The following is an 18457-nucleotide window of genomic DNA, read 5'->3' as shown; positions in this document are numbered from 1 at the left end:
CATGGTACTAGAACAAGCAAAAAAATTAGCAATCGTCGTCATCGGCGCGTTTCTGTATGCGGCGGGACTGAATTTATTCCTGATACCGGCGAATGTATATGCCAGCGGTTTTACCGGTGTCGCCCAGCTGCTGTCAAGCGTCGTTGATCAATACGCCCCCTTTTATATTTCGACAGGAGTTCTCATGTTCCTCTTAAACATTCCCATCGGTGTGTTAGGGTGGCTGAAAGTCGGCAGATCATTCACTGTATACAGCATATTAAGCGTAGCGCTGACGTCCGTCTTTATGGGAATTCTCCCGGAAATGAGACTGTCGCACGATATTCTTCTGAATACCGTATTCGGAGGAGTCATCTCAGCTATCGGCATCGGTTTAACGCTGAAATTCGGCGCTTCGACAGGCGGTCTTGATATCGTGTCGATGGTGCTGGCCAAATGGAAGGATAAGCCGGTCGGCACATATTTCTTCATTTTGAACGGGATTATCATTTTGACGGCAGGATTATTGCAAGGATGGGAGAAAGCATTATATACCCTTGTCGCTCTGTATGTCACAACAAGGGTGATTGACGCCATTCACACCCGCCACATGAAACTGACCGCCATGATCGTTACAAAAAAAGCCGATGAAATCAAAGAAGCGATTTACGGGAAAATGGTCCGCGGCATTACGACGGTGCCGGCAAAAGGCGCTTACACAAATGAACAGAAAGAAATGATGATCATCGTCATCACGCGGTACGAATTGTATGACCTTGAGAAAATCGTGAAAGAAGTCGACCCGAAAGCCTTCACAAACATCGTGCAAACGACGGGGATCTTTGGTTTCTTCAGAAAAGACTGATAGGAGCGGATAGAATGAAGTGGCTGTTTGGCCTGTTATTACCGGTCATTTTACTGATCGGATGCAGCAGTCAATCCGGGCAGAAGGAGCCCGCTGAGGAGGTATCCGGAGAGATGAATGAACAGCAAGCGGAATTAGCCGTAAACCCTGTGCAGACGGATCAGCAGATCGAATTTCAAATGTCTTTAAAAAACAAGAGCGGCAGCCCGATCGATTTCACATTCAGCTCAGGGCAGAAATTCGAATTGACCGTACATGACCAACATCACAAAGAACTGTACCGCTATTCAAAAGACAAAATGTTTACTCAGGCGTTTCAGACCGTGACCTTAATGCCGAATGAAACGTATGACTTTTCAGATGTGTGGAAGAACGTGCCCGGTCCGGGAACATACACGGTGACGGTGACGTTTTTAGGGAAGTCCGATCAGATCGGAAAAAGACTGAAAACGGTAAAAACATTTGAAGTGAAATAAAAAAGCGGCGCCCTCGTCTAAACGGGGCGCCTTTTTTTATTGCAATTTCTCCAGCTGATCCTGAAATTGGTGCAGCTGCTGACGTTCTGCATCCGTCGAATTGGCGTACGCGGAAGACACGGCGTTTTTGGCGCGTGAGACAGCTTTTTCCTGATCGCCGTCCTCGAAACCGTTAGCAATCATGACGGCCTGCTGGACAAATGACTTGGCTTGAGAAAACAGTTCGTTTCTCATTAAAAGTCAACCTGCCTTTCAGCCGAATCTTTTGCTGCGTCATGCTGTGCTTCCTCTAATGTAGACCGATATGGAAATCTTGCGTCATGAAGACTGACAGAGTCCTTGCCTTGCTGAATAAACCGTTTTGATTTGTTTCGTTTACCCATTGCAATGTCCCCCTTCCATATTTAGACGAGATGAGTCGTCTGTTTTAGTATGGGCGGAAGGCTTTGTGTTATGAGCGGCAAAACCTCACAGGGAGAAATAGGATTTTAAAAATTCGGCGATTCCGTCCGCTTCATTTGATCCCGTGACGCGGTCGGCGGCCTGTTTGACTTCATCCGTGCCGTTTCCCATCGCTACGCCGCACCCGGCAAACCGGAGCATTTCAAGATCGTTGTCTTCGTCGCCGAACGCGATGATCCGTTCTCTCGGCACTTGGTAATAGTCGCTGATTTTCTTCAGGCCGACCGCTTTATTCATCCCGTGTTTAATGATTTCAATCACATGCCACGGAGCCGCCCATCTTCTGTGGTCAATGACCTCGGCGTGCACATCGGATAAATGCGCGCGTATATCCGCGACGTCCTCTTCCTTTGCATGAATCAATACGGACGTTACATCCTCCTTGACCGTTTCACGCAGATCGCCGAATGTGACATTCGCCGTATTCATATGAAACGCCTCAATTAAATGCTCATCATGATAATGGAAGTACACATCATCAATGACCTCAGCGAGCACATTATGTATTTGATAGGTCTCTGTAAGTTCGGCAAGCTGTCTGACCACATCGACCGATAAAGACGTGTGGTAGCGTCCCCATGATTCGTCTTTCGGGTGGTGGACAAACGCCCCGTTAAAATTGACAATTGGCGTTGTCAGCCCAAGCTCGTCATAATACATCGAACTGGAACGGAACGGGCGCCCGGTTGAGATGCAGACATGATGGCCCGCTTCTTTCAGCTTCTGAATCGTCCGTGCCGTTTCAGGGGAAATGGTTTTATCGTCTTTTAATAAAGTTCCATCCAGATCTAAGGCGATGAGATAAGGTTTTGTCTCCATAAATAACTCCTTTTGTCATATAATTTGCTGTTTTTCACTTATGTACAGTGTAGCTTTTTACCATCTTTATTGTCTACATGTTACACTTATGATTATGGTTATCCTAAGGAGGGAGTCAACGTGATTCTTATTGATCATCAAACCGTATCAGGCATTCCGTTTTTACATATTGTAAAAGAAGAAAATCGGGACCGTCCCGCTCCCCTTGTTTTCTTTATTCACGGTTTTACAAGCGCGAAGGAGCATAATCTTCATTTCGCTTACCTGCTTGCTGAAAAGGGCTTCAGGGCGGTGCTGCCGGAAGCTCTTTACCACGGTGAACGCGCTGAACAGCTGTCAGCAGAAGAGCTCGCCGTCCATTTTTGGGACATTGTATTAAATGAAATCGAGGAGCTTGACGTGCTGAAAAAGGATTTTGAAGCGCGCGGTCTGATTGAAGACGGGCGGATCGGTCTTGCGGGCACGTCAATGGGCGGAATTACGACATTCGGCGCGATGGCCGCGTATGATTGGGTCAAAGCCGGCGTCAGTCTGATGGGAAGCCCGAACTATACGGCGTTTTTTCAGCAGCAGATTGACCACATTCAAAAGCAGGACATCGACATTGACGTCACAAAAGAACAGGTCGATGAACTGTTTGCGCGGCTCAAACCGTTCGATCTCAGTCTGGAACCGGAAAAACTCCGCAGCCGCCCGCTGCTGTTCTGGCACGGCGTTCAAGACAAAGTCGTTCCGTATGCACCGACCCGCGGCTTTTATGAAACGATTAAACCTCATTACAGCAGCCGGCCTGACCATCTTCAGTTTCTGAAAGACGAACGGGCTGATCATAAAGTCCCGAGATACGCCGTTTTAGAAACCGTCGCCTGGTTCGATAAGCATTTATAAAGCACAAAGGTGTTAACAAAACCCGCTTTTACGTTATACTGAGGAAAAAGGAGTGATGGAACGTGGAAGAAGCATTAAAAGAAAACATCATGGGCGCCTTGGAGCAGGTTGTTGACCCTGAGCTCGGCGTCGATATCGTCAATCTCGGCCTTGTATACGACGTTGATATGGATGACGACGGCCTGACGCACGTTACGATGACACTGACATCAATGGGGTGCCCGCTCGCTCCGATCATCGTCGACGAGGTGAAAAAAGCGCTCGCCGACATTCCGGATGTAAAAGAGACGGAGGTCCACATCGTCTGGAATCCGCCTTGGACAAGAGACAAAATGTCACGCTACGCAAAAATCGCATTAGGGATTCAGTAATAAGAAAATGCACCTCGGATTTTAGGTACATCCTAAAGTTTGGAGGTGCTTTTCTTTTGTCTGCATTTACAAGGAAAAAATCAACGCGGATAAGCGACAGTGAGGGTTTGTTTTGGATCGCAAACAAACCTTTAAATATAAAATTTCATATGAGGTTTATCTTTTTTGTAATAGGACAGTCTGTCTTGGAGTGTACCTGTGTGGAATTCAAATTTATGTCCATCGGGATCAGTAAAATAAATTGACTTATGATCTTGCTTATCCCTAGGACGCCCATTTAATATACTTACATTTAGATTTTTTAACCTTTGATGTATTGCATCAAAATCTTTTGGGTCAATTGTAAAGGCCATATGCGTATAAGATTTATGTATTTCATTTCTTGGTATATCCGCCTCTAAGTTAAGTGCAAGCCAAAGCCCGTTCAGATCAAAATATGCTGTTTTTTGCCCTTTAACCAGGAGTTGTGCATGAAATACTTTTTCATAAAATTCTATAGATTTTTCCAAATTTGAAACAGAAAAAAGAAGATGATTGATTCCTTTTATGTTTATTTTCCCCACCTCGTTTAACATGTTTGTTTGAAACAATCCCTCTGGTAATACATCTGCATATATATCGATTATATACTGACTAAAAAATCATTTTAAGGATTTCTGTGTAATTTTTATGCCCGGTGTTTTCCGGCTGACCGTTTCGAGCTGTACTAAACATGATTCTGTCGGGCGCCGTTCTGTCTGCTTTGCCGCTAGAGACCGGCGTGCGGAAAGAAGGGCAAGTCACTAAAAAAACCCGATTTTCCCACCATTCGGGATTTTTTGCGGTATCGGGTTAAAAAGGAAAAAAACGGACGTGAGGCATGATATAATAGACCGGCTGCATGCGAGGGAGGAACCCATGAAGAAAAAATTACTTCTCATTATCCTTAGCATTCTTGTTTATACGGCGCTTTTCGCTGTTTCCGCCTTTCACAAAGAGCCGGAGCGGCAGGCAGGGACAATGACGGATGTCAGCCGTCTCATGCCCGTGAAAATTAAGCAGACGGTCAAAGGAAAAGAGAAAGAAACATTGGTCGAAACGATTAAGGAAGCAAAGAGAAAGCATTTGAAGATCTCAATCGCAGGCGCCCAGCACTCAATGGGCGGCCAGACGTATTATGAAGACGGTATCGTTCTCGACATGACGGGCTACAACAAAATACTCGGTCTCGACCGAAAGAAAAAAATCATCAGAGTGCAGGCGGGAGCGACGTGGAATGATATTCAGCGCTATGTCAATCCGTACGGGCTCGCGGTAAAAGTCATGCAATCGCAAAACATTTTTACGATCGGCGGCTCACTGAGCGCCAACGCCCACGGCCGGGATATCCGGTACGGTTCGCTGATTGATACGGTCAAATCGTTTCATCTTTTAAAGGCGGACGGCAAAGTCATCACCGTTACTCCGAAAGATGACCTGTTTTCAGCCGTCATCGGCGGCTACGGCCTGTTCGGCGTCATCCTTGACGCGGATATTGAGCTGACGGATGATGAGCTTTATGAAATGAAAACGAAACGCATGAACGCTGATACATACAGTCAATATTTTACGCAGCATGTTCAGCGCAACCCCGCCGTGCGCATGCATCTCGCGCGGATCGCAACAGGGGATAAAGGCTTTTTGCACGATATGTATGTGACTGATTACACACTCTCAGACAACCAGAAAGAATTGAAACGGCACAATGAACTGAAAGAAGATGAGCATCCGGCGCTGACGAAATTCGCGCTCGGCCTCTCCCGCCGGTATGACTGGGGAAGAAATTGGTTCTGGTCAACCCAGCAGTCTTATTTTCTCAGCCAAAACGGCGTGAAAGTCTCCAGGAACAATGTCATGCGGTCAGAATCGAAATTTTTGGAATATGAAAACACGGACAACACCGATGTGCTGCAAGAATACTTCGTGCCCGTGGGCGAATTTGCGCCGTACATTCATGATTTACGCAAGACGCTGTCACATGAAGATCTCAATCTCGTAAATATTACGATCCGTTACGTGCAAAAAAATGAAAAAGCCGATCTGTCATACGCAAAGGAAGACATGTTTTCACTCGTTCTTTTAATCAATGAAGGGTTTTCAACAGACAGCCAGGCGAGTGCTGCGCGGATTGTCAGAAAAATGACGGATACGGCATTGCGCCACCGCGGCAGTTATTATCTCCCGTATATGCTGTATCAAACGAAAGAGCAGATGCGCGAGGCATATCCGAAAAGCGATATGTTCTTTCAGAAAAAATACAAATATGATCCGGATGACTTGTTTATGAATTATTTTTATCAGAGGTACAAATCATGAAACACAACCATTTAAAATGGCTGATCCTGTCTCAGAGCAGTGTCTTTTTTGCCGGCAGCCTGATCTTTCCGTTTTATATTTTATTTATTAAAAACATCGGTTCCAGCTACACGCAATTCGGTCTTTCATACGGCTTGTTCGGCCTGAGCGGCGCATTGATTCATCCGCTGCTCGGCCGGCTGTCGGCAAGACTGGATTCCCGCTGGTTCCTTATGGCAAATTCGTGGGGGATGGCGGTGCTTCTTCTGACGCTCCCGCACATTACCGGCGTGCACCAGGTTTATGTTGTGCAGGTGCTTTTGGGCCTGTTCGGCGCCATGCAAAAACACGGCGAGAAAATCATGATCGCCGATTACACCGACGGCGGGGAAAAAAAGTCGGCAGCTATCATTTCTGGACGGCCGTATTTTCAGCTGCCGCCATTATTCTCGGCGGGTTTCTCGCTGATTTCTTTACGGTTTATATTATTTTTTACGCCAGCTCCGTGCTGTTTTTTATAAGCGGGCTGATGATGCTGAAAAAAACAGGCTGATCGGAGCAGCCTGTTTTTCTTATGCCCCCCTCGATCGAGAGGGGGTTTTTTGTCAGCGAAAACAGATGGAAAATGAATGAAAAAATATTAAATATACAATTGAATTAATTTTTATTCATGTTATAATGTTAAATAATTTCACAAAAACCAAGAAGGTGAACCCGTTGAAAATAGGTATTATAGGCGCGACTGGTTATGGAGGCGCCGAACTTGTCAGGATTCTTAACCATCACCCTTATGCAGAAGATTGTATATTATATTCATCGAGCGACGAAGGAAAAGAATATGCCGCTTCATATCCGCATTTGAGGAATATAGCGTCACAATCACTTCAGCCGCTTCATATAGAAACGATCCGAAACGAAATTGATGTCATGTTCATAGCCGCGCCGCCCGGCGTTTCCGGAGAGTGGTCGCCCAAGCTGGCGGAGGCGGGCATCCCGGTCATTGATCTATCCGGCGATCTGCGGATTCAAAACCCGGCCGTGTATGAAAAGTGGTATAAGCGGAAGGCCGCTCCGAAAGGAACGATTCAAAGCGCGGTTTACGGTTTAGCTGAACTGCAAAAAGAAGAGATTCAGACTGCAAAGCTGATTGCCAATCCGGGATGTTTTCCGACGGCTGTGCTGCTCGGGCTCGCCCCGCTGGCGAAGAATAAGCTTTTACAAGATTCATTTCTGATTGTTGATGCGAAAACGGGCGTATCCGGCGCCGGCCGAAAAGCATCCATGGGCACTCATTATTCTGAGCTGAATGATAATTTCAAAATTTATAAGGTTAATGAGCATCAGCATACTCCGGAAATTGAACAGCAATTAGCGGCTTGGCAGCCCGGCACAGGCCCGATCACGTTTTCCGCTCATTTGGCGCCGATGACAAGGGGCATTATGGCGACGATGTATACCGACGCCCCTCCGGGAATGTCTGCTGCACAGGTAAGAGGATTGTATTCCGAATTCTACAAAGATTCATATTTTGTCAGAATCAGGCCGGAAGGTGAATTTCCGGCGACGAAAGAGGTATACGGCAGCAATTTTTGTGATATCAGTGTCACCGTGGATGAAAGAACAAACCGTGCCACCATCGTTTCTGTCATAGATAATCTGATGAAAGGCGCCGCAGGGCAGGCGGTTCAAAATTTAAATATCATGAATGGCTGGCAGGAAGAAACGGGACTTACGATGACGCCAGTCTATCCATAGAACGAAAGAGGGATTCAAAAATATGATTCAGCTGAGTGAGGAAATCACGAAAATAAAAGGCGGCGTATCCTCGCCGAAAGGGTTTGAGGCAAAGGGCGTGCATTGCGGTCTGCGCTATTCAAAAAAAGATCTCGGAGCGATTATCAGCGAAGCGCCTGCAGTCAGTGCAGCGGTATATACGCAGAGCCATTTTCAGGCAGCGCCGCTGAAAGTGACGCAAGCCAGCCTGAAAAAAGAGGGTGTGCTTCAGGCGGTTATCGTCAACAGCGCGATTGCCAACGCCTGTACGGGAGACCAAGGATTAAAGGACGCCTATGAAATGCGGGACGGCTTCGCGAGCCAGCTCGGCATTGAGCCGGAGCTTGTTGCGGTTTCGTCAACCGGGGTGATCGGTGAGCTTTTAGACATGAAAAAAATTCAAGCGGGCATTGAACAGCTCGGTCAAGCCCCGTCCGTGTCCGGAGCATTTGAAGAAGCCATTTTGACGACGGATACAGTGACGAAACAGACGTGTTATGAACTGGTGATCGGCGGAGACATCATCACGATCGGCGGAGCGGCGAAAGGCTCCGGCATGATCCACCCCAACATGGCGACAATGCTCGGCTTTGTCACAACGGACGCGGCCGTGGAAGAACAGGCGCTCAAAAACGCGCTCAGAGAGATTACGGATGTTTCATTTAACCAAATCACCGTTGACGGAGAAACATCGACGAATGACATGGTGCTTGTGATGGCAAACGGCTGCGCGGGGAATGATTGCCTGACGGAGCAGCACCCTGACTGGCCGGCTTTTAAAAAGGGATTAAAGCTTGTATGCGAAGACCTTGCCAAAGATATAGCCAGAGACGGTGAAGGAGCGACGAAATTAATTGAAGCCAGAGTCGAAGGCGCGAAAAACAACCTTGAGGCGAATATTATCGCCAAAAAAATCGTCGGCTCAAGCCTTGTGAAGACCGCCGTTTACGGCACAGACGCCAACTGGGGGCGCATCATCGGCGCAATCGGGCACAGTGCGGCAAGCGTAACGGCCGAACAAGTGGAAGTTTTCCTCGGCGGCCAGTGTCTGTTTAAACACAACGAACCTCAGCCGTTTTCGGAAACTGATGCCAAGGAGTACTTATCAGGTGATGAAATTACGATTGCAGTCCGCCTGCAGGAAGGCTCCGGCAGCGGCCGGGCATGGGGCTGTGACTTAACCTATGATTATATCAAAATCAATGCGAGCTATCGCACATAACAAAGGGGAGCGGCATGAAGAAAACGATCGTTTTTAAGTGCGGCGGAAGCGTAATCCGCGAGTTATCCGCCGATTTTTTTCAAAATGTAAAAGAGCTTATGCAATCGGGCTGGAACATTGCCGTCGTGCATGGAGGCGGTCCGGACATTTCAAGAATGCTGAAAACATTGCAGATTGAAACGGAATTTGTCGATGGACAGCGGAAAACGACCAAACCGGTGCTGGAAACAGCGGAAATGGTCTTGTCAGGGACGATCAATAAATTTTTCGTAACCGAACTCGCGAAAAACGGGCTGAAAGCCGCGGGAATATCAGGAAAGGACGGCGGTCTCCTTCAAGCATCCTATCTTAATCAAGACAAATACGGAGAAGTCGGCGAAATACAAAAAACCGATCCGTCAATCATTCACGCATTAATGAAAGAAGGCATCATTCCCGTTATCGCTCCGCTTTCCATGACAAGTGATTTCGAAACGCTGAACGTCAACGCAGACGCCGCGGCATCGGCCGTCGCTTCAGCCTTACACGCCGATAAACTTTTATTTGTCACGGATGTCGAAGGAATTATGGACGGAGAGAACAGGCTGAATACTTTGACGCCGCAAGAGATTCAGGCCCTCATAGATGACGGCGTGATTTCAGGAGGGATGATTCCGAAGGTAAACTCGGCATTATCGGCACTGAGTGAAGATGTCGAGGAAGTGATGATCGTAAACGGAAAAGGAGCGTTTTTTACCGATCAAGCCTTCCAAGGAACAAAAATCATCAAAGAAAAGGAGAGCGTGTCATGAGCAGTCTATTTCAAACCTACAGCCGCTGGCCCATTGATATCAAAAAAGCGAAAGGGACAATTGCAGAGGATGAAAACGGAAAAACGTATCTCGATTTTATTCAGGGCATCGCCGTTTCCAATCTCGGCCATTGTCATGATGAGGTCACAGAAGCGGTGAAAGAACAGCTTGACAGCGTATGGCACGTTTCCAATCTGTTTGAAAATGATCTTCAGGAAAAAGCCGCGGCAAAGCTTGCCGAACATAGCGCGGGGGAACTCGTTTTCTTCTGCAACAGCGGGGCCGAAGCGAATGAAGGCGCCATTAAGCTTGCCCGTAAAGCAACGGGAAAGACAAAAATCGTAACATTTCATCAATCCTTTCACGGACGGACCTATGCGGGGATGGCCGCCACCGGACAAGACAAAATCAAGACCGGTTTCGGACCGATGCTTCAAGGCTTTCACTATCTTCCGTTCAATGATCCGTCGGTATTCAGCACGCTTTCAAAAGAGGATGATATCGCCGCCGTCATGCTTGAGACGGTGCAGGGAGAAGGGGGAGTCAATCCCGCCGATCCGGAATTCATCGAAGCCTTACAGACATTTTGCAAAGACAAACAGGCGCTGCTTATCACAGACGAGATTCAAACCGGAATCGGCCGGACGGGCAAGGCATTCGGCTATGAGCATTTCGGCATCTCGCCGGACATCATCACTGCTGCGAAAGGGCTTGGAAACGGTTTTCCCGTCGGAGCCGTGATCGGCAAAAAGAAGCTTGGCGACGCCTTTACGCCGGGTACGCATGGTACGACTTTCGGCGGCAATAAGCTTGCCATGGCAGCTGTGAAAGCAACCTTGGATATTGTGTTTCAGCCGGACTTTCTCCAGGCGGCGGCAGACAAAGGATCATTTTTAAAAGCGCAGCTGAACCGTGAACTGACAGGGCCTTTTGTAAAAGAAATCCGCGGAAAAGGGTTATTAATCGGCATTGAATGCGCAGGTCCCGTGTCCGGCATCATCGGATATCTGCAGGAACGCGGGCTTCTCGTGCTTCCGGCCGGACCGAATGTCATCAGGCTGCTCCCGCCGCTTACGGTTTCTGAAGAAGAAATGCTGTCGGCCGTCAGTATGCTGAAAGCAGCGATCGAAGCGCATTCGGCAGTGAAACGGTAATTTTTTTTCGATATAAAAGTATAAAAATTCATATTTTTAATTAATTATTCATCAAGAGGTGGGCTTTAGATGAAAGGCTATTTAGTATTGGAAGACGGAACATCATTCGGCGGTGAACTTGAAAAAGAGGCCCGCTGTGTTGGCGAAGCTGTTTTTTTCACCGGAATGACGGGCTATCAGGAAGTGCTTACAGACCCGTCATATAAGGGCCAGATCGTCGTCTTTACGTATCCGCTGATCGGAAACTACGGAATTAATGAAAAAGACCTTGAAAGTAAGATTCCTCAAGTCAAGGCTGTTGCCGTCTATGAAGCGTGTGAACATTTTTCTCACCATGAAGCAGTCTCAAGCTTGAGAGAGTATTTAAATAAATGGAACATCCCGCTCTTAACCGAAGTGGACACACGGGCCGTCGTCAAAACCATCCGCTCCGGCGGCACGATGAACGCTGCCGTGTCAACAACAGGAGAAATTCCGGCAGCATCCGGAACGGAAAACCCGGCGGAGCTGGCGCAGTCTGAAGACATCACGTCAATGGGGAACGGAGACCGGCATATTGCGCTGATTGATTTCGGTTATAAAAAATCAATCGCCTCGTCACTTGTAAAGCGCGGCTGTAAAGTAACGGTCATTCCGTATCAGCAGATGAACGCTGTTTACGACATTCAGCCTGACGGAATCGTGCTCTCAAACGGCCCGGGCGACCCGAAAGCGATTGCGCCGTATATGAACCGGATTACATCATTACTCAGTGATTTCCCCGCACTCGGTATTTGCCTCGGGCATCAGCTGATTGCCCTGGCTTTCGGAGGAAATACGTATAAGCTGCCGTTCGGCCACAGGGGTGCCAACCATCCCGTCATTGACCGGAAAACGAAACGGGTGTTTATGACAAGCCAGAACCACAGCTATGTCGTTGATGAAGCATCAATTGACGAAAACGAGCTGTCGATCAGATTTCATCATGTCAATGACACATCGGTGGAAGGGCTCATTCATAAGCGCCTTCCCGTATTAAGCGTCCAGTTCCACCCTGAAGCTCATCCCGGACCGGCTGAGAGCGAGTGGATATTTGATGAATTTCTAGAGAAAGTGATACCAGCAAGGAGAGAAATCGCTCATGCCTAAAGATACAACCATTTCCAGCATATTAGTCATCGGCTCCGGCCCGATCATCATCGGCCAGGCGGCAGAATTTGATTATTCAGGAACGCAGGGCTGCATGGCTCTGAAAGAAGAAGGATACCGCGTTATTCTAGTTAACAACAACCCGGCAACGATTATGACGGATGAGGCGTTTGCCGATGAAATATATTTTGAACCGCTCACAACCGACAGCATCGAGGCCATTATTGAAAAAGAAAAACCGGACGGTCTGCTTGCCAATTTGGGCGGCCAGACGGCATTGAATTTAGCCGTTAAGCTTGAAGAAGCAGGCGTGCTGAAGAAGCATCACGTCAAGCTTTTGGGAACATCGGTGGAAACCATTCAAAAAGGCGAAGACCGGGAGCAGTTCCGCGCCCTGATGAAAGAGCTCGATCAGCCCGTTCCGGAAAGCGAAATCGTCGACAACGAAGAAGACGCCCTCCGTTTCGCCGAGTCTATCGGATTTCCGGTTATTCTGAGACCGGCGTATACGTTAGGCGGAAAGGGAGGCGGAATCGCGAAAACGAAAGAAGCGTTTCAGACGCTGATTAAACAGGCGCTGTTAGCAAGCCCGATCAGCCAATGCCTCGTCGAAAAAAGCATCGCCGGATTTAAAGAAATCGAATATGAGGTCATGCGTGACAGCAATCATACATGCATCACCGTCTGCAACATGGAAAACATCGATCCCGTCGGCGTGCATACAGGAGACTCCATCGTCGTCGCACCGTCCCAGACGTTAACGGATGAAGAATATCAGATGCTGCGTTCAGCAAGCCTGGCGATTATTTCGGCGCTGGATGTGGTCGGCGGCTGCAACATTCAATTTGCGCTGGATCCGTTCAGCAAACAGTACTATGTCATTGAAGTGAACCCGCGTGTCAGCCGCTCTTCAGCTCTCGCGTCAAAAGCGACCGGCTATCCGATTGCCAAAATGGCGGCGAAACTTGCCGTCGGCTATACGCTTGATGAACTGAAAAATCCGCTGACGGGCTCTACTTATGCAAGCTTTGAACCGGCGCTTGATTATGTCATCGTCAAATTCCCGCGCTGGCCGTTTGATAAATTTAAACATGCCGACCGCACGCTCGGAACGAAGATGAAAGCGACGGGAGAGGTCATGGCGATTGAAAGAAATATGGAAGCGGCCATTCAAAAAGCGGCGGCCTCCCTTGAGCTGAAAACGATCGGCACCCGCCTGCCTGAACTCGGCGGCTGTACGATCAATCAGCTGTGGGAATTAGCGGTAACGCCGGATGACCGGAGATTTTTCGTCGTCATGGAGCTGTTAAGCCGCGGTGAAACGATAGAAGACATCCATGCCAAAACGAAAATTGACCCGTTTTTTCTCCATGTATTCCGAAATATCATCACATTGGAAAACAAGCTGATGGAAGAAGGGGATCATCTGTCAATGCTGCTTTTAAAGCAGGCGAAGGTAAAAGGCTTCACGGATGTCATGATCGCATCTCTCACGGGAAAAACGGAAGAAGACATCCGTGCTCTCAGAAAGAAATCAGGCATCGTCCCGTCGTTTAAAATCGTAGATACATGCGCCGCTGAATTTGATGCCAAGACGAATTATTTCTACTCCACCTACCTCGGGGAAAGCGACGGAGATATCAGTCGGAAAGAGAAAAAACGCGCCCTCATCATCGGCTCAGGCCCGATCCGCATCGGTCAGGGAGTGGAATTTGATTACAGTGCCGTCCACGGCGTTCTGACCCTGCAAAAGCTGGGGTATGAAACGATTATGATCAATAACAATCCGGAAACAGTAAGCACGGATTATGAAATCGCTGACCGGCTTTATTTTGAACCGCTGACGACAGAACATATTTTGAACGTGGCGGAACATGAAAACATTGATTTTGCCATCGTCCAGTTTGGAGGGCAGACCGCGATCAATGCCGCTGAACCGCTGGAAAAAGCGGGCATTCCGCTGCTCGGAACATCCTTTGAAACCCTTGATGCGCTGGAGGATCGGGATCTGTTTTATCAGCTGCTTGATGACCTTGACCTGAAACATGCCAAAGGCGAAACCGCTTATTCAAAAGAAGAAGCAACGGAAAAAGCAAGCCGAATCGGCTACCCCGTGCTGATCCGTCCGTCTTATGTCATCGGTGGGATGGGCATGATCATCGTTGATTCAGAAGCGCAAATGTCAGAGCTGCTGGCAAATGAAGCGGGCATGCCGTATCCGATTTTGATCGATCAGTACATTACAGGAAAAGAATTGGAGATCGATCTGATTTCCGACGGACATGAAGTATTCGTGCCGACTTACACAGAGCACATTGAACGCGCCGGCGTCCATTCGGGCGACAGTTTTGCGATTCTTCCGGGTCCGTCTGTCACACCTGATATGCAGCGAAATATAAAAGAGGCCGCCGAAAAAATCGCGGTAAAACTGGCTTTTAAAGGCATCATGAACATTCAGTTTGTCATTGATGACAAAGGGAATATTCTCGTTCTTGAAGTGAATCCGCGGGCAAGCCGCACGGTTCCTGTCGTGTCTAAGGTGATGGGGGTGCCGATGATCCCGCTTGCCGCCAGATTGCTGGCCGGCGCTTCCCTTAAAGACATCAAGCCCGAGGTTCAAAATCAGCACGGAACGGCAGTGAAATTCCCGGTTTTTTCTTCGCACGCCATTCAGGATGTGGACGTAAAGCCCGGGCCGGAAATGAAGTCGACCGGAGAAGGCATGTGTGTCGCGTTTGACGCAGAAAGCGCCCTGAAAAAAATCTACGCGCACGTCTGGGAGAAAAAAGGCAGCATCTATCTGGAAGGCTGTGATGCGGAATTGGAACGTCAGGCTCAAGAGGCGGGATTTACGGTATGCAAAGATGCGTTCCCGGCATGGGCAGAGCGAAAGGATAAAGCGGTCCATATCAATTTCAATCACTCTGAAGAAGCGCGTAAACAACGGATTGAAGCCATGACGCACGGTGTGACGGTCTTTACTGAACCGGAAACCGTAAAGGCATTTTTAGCAAGCGGCTCCGGCAAACCTCAGCCTGTATCGCTCAAAGATCTTTATCAAAAGGAAGTGGCATCATGCACACAATAAAAGCGGAACACACATTAACCCATTTGTACGGCAAAGATTTTCTTTCCTTAAAAGATGTCAGCCCGTCAGACATCAATGCGCTTCTGACAGAAGCTTCATTATTAAAACAACATCCGATACAGCCGATTTTCCAAGGGAAAACATTGGCGATGATTTTTGAAAAATCTTCAACCCGCACACGTGTGTCTTTTGAAGCGGGAATGGCCCAGCTCGGGGGAACGGGACTATTTCTTTCAAGCAACGACCTGCAGCTTGGGCGGGGGGAGACAGTCGCGGATACGGCGAAGGTGCTGTCCGGCTTCGTTGATGCCATTATGATCCGCACCTTTGAGCATGAAAAAGTCGAAGAGCTTGCCGAGCATGCTGATATTCCCGTCATAAACGGGCTGACCGACCGGTATCACCCGTGTCAGGCACTCGCGGATCTGTTAACGATACAAGAAATAAAAGGAAAACTGAAAGGAGTAAAAGCCGCCTATATCGGTGACGGAAATAATGTGGCGCATTCACTTATGATCGGCTGCGCAAAAATGGGCTGTGACATTGCGATTGCTTCGCCCAAAGGCTATGAAGTAGAGGAAGAGGCGGTAAATGCCGCAAAAGAAGCGGCGGCTGTTTCCGGAGCGAAAATCACCCTTACCGAAAATCCGCAGGAAGCGGTGCGGGATGCAGACGTGATTTACTCCGACGTCTTCACGAGTATGGGCCAGGAGGAAGAGACGCAGCAGCGGCTGAATGTGTTTGCCCCGTATCAAGTCAACGCCTCACTCGTCAGTCTCGCCAAACCTGACTATACATTTTTGCATTGCCTGCCCGCGCATCGGGAAGAAGAGGTCACGTCCGAGATCATCGACGGTTCGAACTCTGCGGTATTTCAGCAGGCGGAAAACCGGCTTCACGCGCAAAAAGCGCTCCTGAAAGCTCTTCTTTACAAACAGGATGAACAAAAAAACCGCTGAATCTCATTCAGCGGTTTTTAATATTTCTCCGCATACAAGCGCATACTACATAAAAAAGAAAAAGGAGGAAATGACGTGGGACAGCAGCATCAATTCCGCCCGGGACAAAAAGCGCCGAATAACGGTGTGTACGTTGAAATCGGCGAAACGGGAAGCATGGTCAAAAACCCGCAAAAAATCAAGCTTACGGTGGGGGAAATGTTCCCTGAAACTTCAAACCACAACAGATTGTGGACGTATCAACGAAAACCGTGAACACAAAAAAAACCTGCTGAATAGCAGGTTTTTTTATTTAATGCTGGCTTGCATCCTGTTTGACAGGCATGATCTCCGCAAGAACAAAGACTAGCACCGCAATAACCACGGCAATAACGGATGATTGCTTGAAATTGTACGCCGCGCTGTTCATGGAGGCGACCAAATAACAGGCCATATGTGTTAAAAGGAACGTCCAAATAAAACCGATAATAAACCGCACGTTTCCACCTCGTCCTTCATTTTATTCTACGTTGTATCATACCATACATAAAGCGCGGGCGGAAGGTCATTTTCTCATCAAAAAGCGCGCCTGAAACTGACATGTGCCCGTCTGTCCGGCCGTCTGACGGAAAATTCGGTTCCTGTGCTCGGGATAATAGCCAAAACATAGCAGCAAATAGGAGTTTATCCGATCCGTTTTCATTCTTCTTACATATGATAGCCAATAGAGAGATTAGGAGTAAAAGGAGGCGGGCAGGCATGGGGATTACGGAAAGATTTTTCCAATTCGGATCTGAGCTGAACGTCATCCATCTGCCGTATCGGCCGAATGGCTTCTGTATCTTTATTCTGGGGGACAGAACCCACTTTGTCAGCCGGGACTCAAGCTTTTGGCTCGAACATGAAGGGAGAAACCAGCTGTTACATGTGCTGCTTGACAGAGGGTACACCATTATTAACAGCAATTTATACGGGCGGCATTGGGGTTCGGAAAAAGCCGTCCTTTACGCCAGACAGCTGATGCATTATGTGCTGAAACAAGAAACCCTCAATCCGAAAATACACTTGCTCGCAGAAGGCATGGGCGCCCTTATCGCCGATCAATTGCTGCAGTCTTCAGCGGAGCATATCCGTTCAGCCGCAATGTTAGATCCTTGTCTTGACCTTCAAGCCCATTTTGAATCAGAGAAAGAAAATAAGTTCTTTTATAAGCAGTTTCTGAGGGAAACGGCACAGAGCTTCGGTGTTTCTGAAAAAGAGGCAAGCTCACTGAGCTATCAGACCATTACCGGCTGCCGCACCCGGGCGCCGGTACATATATGGCAAAGAACGACCGGAGCGCCGTACCCGTACACCCTGCATGCGAACGCGTATAAAGAAGCCCGGGAAAAGACCGGAAGCAAGACTGATATCACGTATCACCTGCTTGAGAACCCTGCGCGTATTTACAGAGCCATCTGCCGGTTTTTCCGCAGTCATGAAAAAGACCTGTAATGAATAGAATACAACAGCCATCTCTTTTCAGAGGGCTGTTTGGCTTGTGTGTGAATGAAAAACCGGAAAGGCGGCAGATGTGATGAAAACAGCGCTGATCATTGGAGCAGATGAATTTCTCGGCCTTTCATTGTGCGAACGGTTGATGGATGAGGGTGTGCACGTTGATGTCATTTTGGCAGAACCGGAGGACAAAACGAGGCAGCTGTATTTAGAAGAACGTTTAATGTGGCTCGCGAGAAACGGGCTTTTTCAAATAATAGATGAAATCGGTGAAAAGGAATACGATCGTATCTGCGTTCAATACGGGAGCGGGTGTCTGCCTGAAGAAAGGGCTGAGCCCTTATATTGGATTGTTTACAGTGAGGATCACGGAGACTGGGAGAAAAACGCTCAGCGGGATACAGCCAAAGCGATTATCCTTCCTCCCCTTTACGGTCCGTGGACGGAAGAAAAAGAAGATGGCGAAAGCAGGATCTTTTTAGAAGACGCGGTCTGCGGGCTGATGAATCAGCTTGAAGCTGACGGCACAGAAGACGAAAATCAGATTATTACCCTGGAAATAAAAGAAAAAACGCAAAAAACGGAAGCGGAAGAAAAAATTAAAGAATGGAAAAGACAATTTTCATCAATATTCGACATTTTTTAAGAAATACCTTCCATGTTATGTGCATTACCGCTACAATAAACGTATAT

20 protein-coding genes and 1 pseudogene are annotated in these 18457 nt (G+C 48.0%); 16 read left to right on the top strand and 5 right to left on the bottom strand.

All coding sequences use genetic code 11. The features are described 5' to 3' along the window. Window position 1 precedes the first annotated feature (1 nt). A complete protein-coding gene (locus BZ167_RS04025) occupies window positions 2-844 on the top strand; it encodes a YitT family protein (RefSeq protein WP_007409143.1) in 843 nt (280 codons plus the stop codon). Window positions 845-858: 14 nt separating this feature from the next. Then, window positions 859-1320 carry a BsuPI-related putative proteinase inhibitor gene (locus BZ167_RS04020; protein WP_007409142.1) on the top strand — a complete coding sequence of 154 codons (462 nt, stop codon included), beginning with the start codon at window positions 859-861 and terminating at the stop codon, window positions 1318-1320. A 36-nt stretch (window positions 1321-1356) separates the two neighbouring features. Here BZ167_RS04020 and BZ167_RS04015 read toward each other — a convergent pair whose 3' ends face one another. From BZ167_RS04015 to BZ167_RS04010, 3 genes are all read right to left on the bottom strand, one after another. Beyond that, window positions 1357-1554 carry a DUF3813 domain-containing protein gene (locus BZ167_RS04015; RefSeq protein ID WP_003155097.1) on the bottom strand — a complete coding sequence of 66 codons (198 nt, stop codon included), beginning with the start codon at window positions 1552-1554 and terminating at the stop codon, window positions 1357-1359. Next, window positions 1554-1703: a hypothetical protein gene (locus BZ167_RS20305; RefSeq protein ID WP_003155094.1), complete on the bottom strand. Its 150-nt coding sequence runs from the start codon at window positions 1701-1703 to the stop codon at window positions 1554-1556. Before BZ167_RS20305 ends, BZ167_RS04015 begins: the two co-directional genes overlap by 1 nt. An 85-nt stretch (window positions 1704-1788) precedes the next feature. Beyond that, a complete protein-coding gene (locus BZ167_RS04010) occupies window positions 1789-2601 on the bottom strand; it encodes a Cof-type HAD-IIB family hydrolase (RefSeq protein ID WP_007409141.1) in 813 nt (270 codons plus the stop codon). A gap of 120 nt (window positions 2602-2721) precedes the next feature. Between BZ167_RS04010 and BZ167_RS04005 the strand changes: the two genes are divergently transcribed. Then, window positions 2722-3489, top strand: coding sequence for a prolyl oligopeptidase family serine peptidase (locus BZ167_RS04005; RefSeq protein ID WP_007409140.1), 768 nt, complete (start codon window positions 2722-2724; stop codon window positions 3487-3489). Between the two features lie 62 nt (window positions 3490-3551). Continuing rightward, a complete protein-coding gene (locus tag BZ167_RS04000; RefSeq protein WP_003155088.1) occupies window positions 3552-3860 on the top strand; it encodes a metal-sulfur cluster assembly factor in 309 nt (102 codons plus the stop codon). 131 nt (window positions 3861-3991) lie between these two features. On the opposite strand, the gene fosM is transcribed toward BZ167_RS04000, so the two are convergent. Beyond that, window positions 3992-4435, bottom strand: a complete 444-nt coding sequence (fosM, locus tag BZ167_RS03995) for a FosM family fosfomycin resistance protein (protein WP_032866153.1) — start codon at window positions 4433-4435, stop codon at window positions 3992-3994. A gap of 322 nt (window positions 4436-4757) precedes the next feature. Here fosM and BZ167_RS03990 point away from each other — a divergent pair, with 322 nt between their 5' ends. The 10 genes and pseudogenes from BZ167_RS03990 (at window position 4758) to BZ167_RS03945 (ending at window position 16543) form a co-directional block, all read left to right on the top strand. Beyond that, window positions 4758-6194 (top strand): FAD-binding oxidoreductase, encoded by a 1437-nt coding sequence (locus tag BZ167_RS03990; RefSeq protein ID WP_033574511.1) that lies wholly within the window; start codon window positions 4758-4760, stop codon window positions 6192-6194. After that, window positions 6191-6726 (top strand): annotated as a pseudogene (locus BZ167_RS03985) (MFS transporter). The gene BZ167_RS03990 and the pseudogene BZ167_RS03985 overlap by 4 nt, the downstream one beginning before the upstream one ends. Before the next feature lie 164 nt (window positions 6727-6890). Further along, complete coding sequence (gene argC / locus BZ167_RS03980) at window positions 6891-7928, top strand: N-acetyl-gamma-glutamyl-phosphate reductase (RefSeq protein ID WP_015417198.1); 1038 nt, start codon at window positions 6891-6893, stop codon at window positions 7926-7928. 22 nt (window positions 7929-7950) lie between these two features. Further along, window positions 7951-9168: a bifunctional ornithine acetyltransferase/N-acetylglutamate synthase gene (gene argJ / locus BZ167_RS03975; protein WP_007409135.1), complete on the top strand. Its 1218-nt coding sequence runs from the start codon at window positions 7951-7953 to the stop codon at window positions 9166-9168. Window positions 9169-9182: 14 nt separating this feature from the next. After that, window positions 9183-9959, top strand: coding sequence for an acetylglutamate kinase (gene argB / locus BZ167_RS03970; protein ID WP_061861344.1), 777 nt, complete (start codon window positions 9183-9185; stop codon window positions 9957-9959). Beyond that, entirely contained in the window at window positions 9956-11113 is a 1158-nt protein-coding gene (locus BZ167_RS03965) for an acetylornithine transaminase (protein WP_061861345.1), read from the top strand. Before argB ends, BZ167_RS03965 begins: the two co-directional genes overlap by 4 nt. 69 nt (window positions 11114-11182) lie before the next feature. After that, window positions 11183-12241, top strand: a complete 1059-nt coding sequence (locus BZ167_RS03960) for a carbamoyl phosphate synthase small subunit (RefSeq protein WP_007409132.1) — start codon at window positions 11183-11185, stop codon at window positions 12239-12241. Beyond that, the gene (locus BZ167_RS03955) at window positions 12234-15329 is read left to right on the top strand and encodes a carbamoyl-phosphate synthase (glutamine-hydrolyzing) large subunit (RefSeq protein WP_061861346.1); all 3096 of its coding nucleotides are present in this window, start codon (window positions 12234-12236) and stop codon (window positions 15327-15329) included. Before BZ167_RS03960 ends, BZ167_RS03955 begins: the two co-directional genes overlap by 8 nt. Continuing rightward, complete coding sequence (argF, locus tag BZ167_RS03950) at window positions 15317-16288, top strand: ornithine carbamoyltransferase (RefSeq protein ID WP_031378491.1); 972 nt, start codon at window positions 15317-15319, stop codon at window positions 16286-16288. Before BZ167_RS03955 ends, argF begins: the two co-directional genes overlap by 13 nt. Before the next feature lie 75 nt (window positions 16289-16363). Then, window positions 16364-16543, top strand: a complete 180-nt coding sequence (locus BZ167_RS03945) for a YjzC family protein (protein WP_003155070.1) — start codon at window positions 16364-16366, stop codon at window positions 16541-16543. 37 nt (window positions 16544-16580) lie between these two features. Here BZ167_RS03945 and BZ167_RS03940 read toward each other — a convergent pair whose 3' ends face one another. Further along, window positions 16581-16766 (bottom strand): YjzD family protein, encoded by a 186-nt coding sequence (locus tag BZ167_RS03940; RefSeq protein ID WP_007409129.1) that lies wholly within the window; start codon window positions 16764-16766, stop codon window positions 16581-16583. Window positions 16767-17026: 260 nt separating this feature from the next. Here BZ167_RS03940 and BZ167_RS03930 point away from each other — a divergent pair, with 260 nt between their 5' ends. Both BZ167_RS03930 and BZ167_RS03925 read left to right on the top strand, forming a co-directional pair. After that, window positions 17027-17761: a lipase family protein gene (locus BZ167_RS03930; protein WP_015417203.1), complete on the top strand. Its 735-nt coding sequence runs from the start codon at window positions 17027-17029 to the stop codon at window positions 17759-17761. A gap of 82 nt (window positions 17762-17843) precedes the next feature. Next, complete coding sequence (locus BZ167_RS03925) at window positions 17844-18410, top strand: Rossmann-fold NAD(P)-binding domain-containing protein (RefSeq protein WP_015417204.1); 567 nt, start codon at window positions 17844-17846, stop codon at window positions 18408-18410. Window positions 18411-18457 lie beyond the last annotated feature (47 nt).

This window comes from Bacillus sp. 275 (assembly GCF_001999205.1).
GTDB lineage: Bacteria > Bacillota > Bacilli > Bacillales > Bacillaceae > Bacillus > Bacillus velezensis.
Note: the sequence above shows the minus strand (reverse complement) of the source record. Positions and strands in the feature narration are given on the sequence as shown.

Bases quoted from the DNA above. Each gene is read 5' to 3' on its own strand.
- BZ167_RS04020 (WP_007409142.1), top strand. From the start codon at position 859: ATGAAGTGGCTGTTTGGCCTGTTATTACCGGTCATTTTACTGATCGGA.
- argJ (WP_007409135.1), top strand. From the start codon at position 7,951: ATGATTCAGCTGAGTGAGGAAATCACGAAAATAAAAGGCGGCGTATCC.
- BZ167_RS03965 (WP_061861345.1), top strand. From the start codon at position 9,956: ATGAGCAGTCTATTTCAAACCTACAGCCGCTGGCCCATTGATATCAAA.
- BZ167_RS03990 (WP_033574511.1), top strand. From the start codon at position 4,758: ATGAAGAAAAAATTACTTCTCATTATCCTTAGCATTCTTGTTTATACG.
- argB (WP_061861344.1), top strand. From the start codon at position 9,183: ATGAAGAAAACGATCGTTTTTAAGTGCGGCGGAAGCGTAATCCGCGAG.
- fosM (WP_032866153.1), bottom strand. From the start codon at position 4,435: ATGTTAAACGAGGTGGGGAAAATAAACATAAAAGGAATCAATCATCTT.
- BZ167_RS03925 (WP_015417204.1), top strand. From the start codon at position 17,844: ATGAAAACAGCGCTGATCATTGGAGCAGATGAATTTCTCGGCCTTTCA.
- BZ167_RS20305 (WP_003155094.1), bottom strand. From the start codon at position 1,703: ATGGGTAAACGAAACAAATCAAAACGGTTTATTCAGCAAGGCAAGGAC.
- BZ167_RS03960 (WP_007409132.1), top strand. From the start codon at position 11,183: ATGAAAGGCTATTTAGTATTGGAAGACGGAACATCATTCGGCGGTGAA.
- argF (WP_031378491.1), top strand. From the start codon at position 15,317: ATGCACACAATAAAAGCGGAACACACATTAACCCATTTGTACGGCAAA.
- BZ167_RS04015 (WP_003155097.1), bottom strand. From the start codon at position 1,554: ATGAGAAACGAACTGTTTTCTCAAGCCAAGTCATTTGTCCAGCAGGCC.
- BZ167_RS03955 (WP_061861346.1), top strand. From the start codon at position 12,234: ATGCCTAAAGATACAACCATTTCCAGCATATTAGTCATCGGCTCCGGC.
- BZ167_RS03930 (WP_015417203.1), top strand. From the start codon at position 17,027: ATGGGGATTACGGAAAGATTTTTCCAATTCGGATCTGAGCTGAACGTC.
- BZ167_RS04025 (WP_007409143.1), top strand. From the start codon at position 2: ATGGTACTAGAACAAGCAAAAAAATTAGCAATCGTCGTCATCGGCGCG.
- BZ167_RS04010 (WP_007409141.1), bottom strand. From the start codon at position 2,601: ATGGAGACAAAACCTTATCTCATCGCCTTAGATCTGGATGGAACTTTA.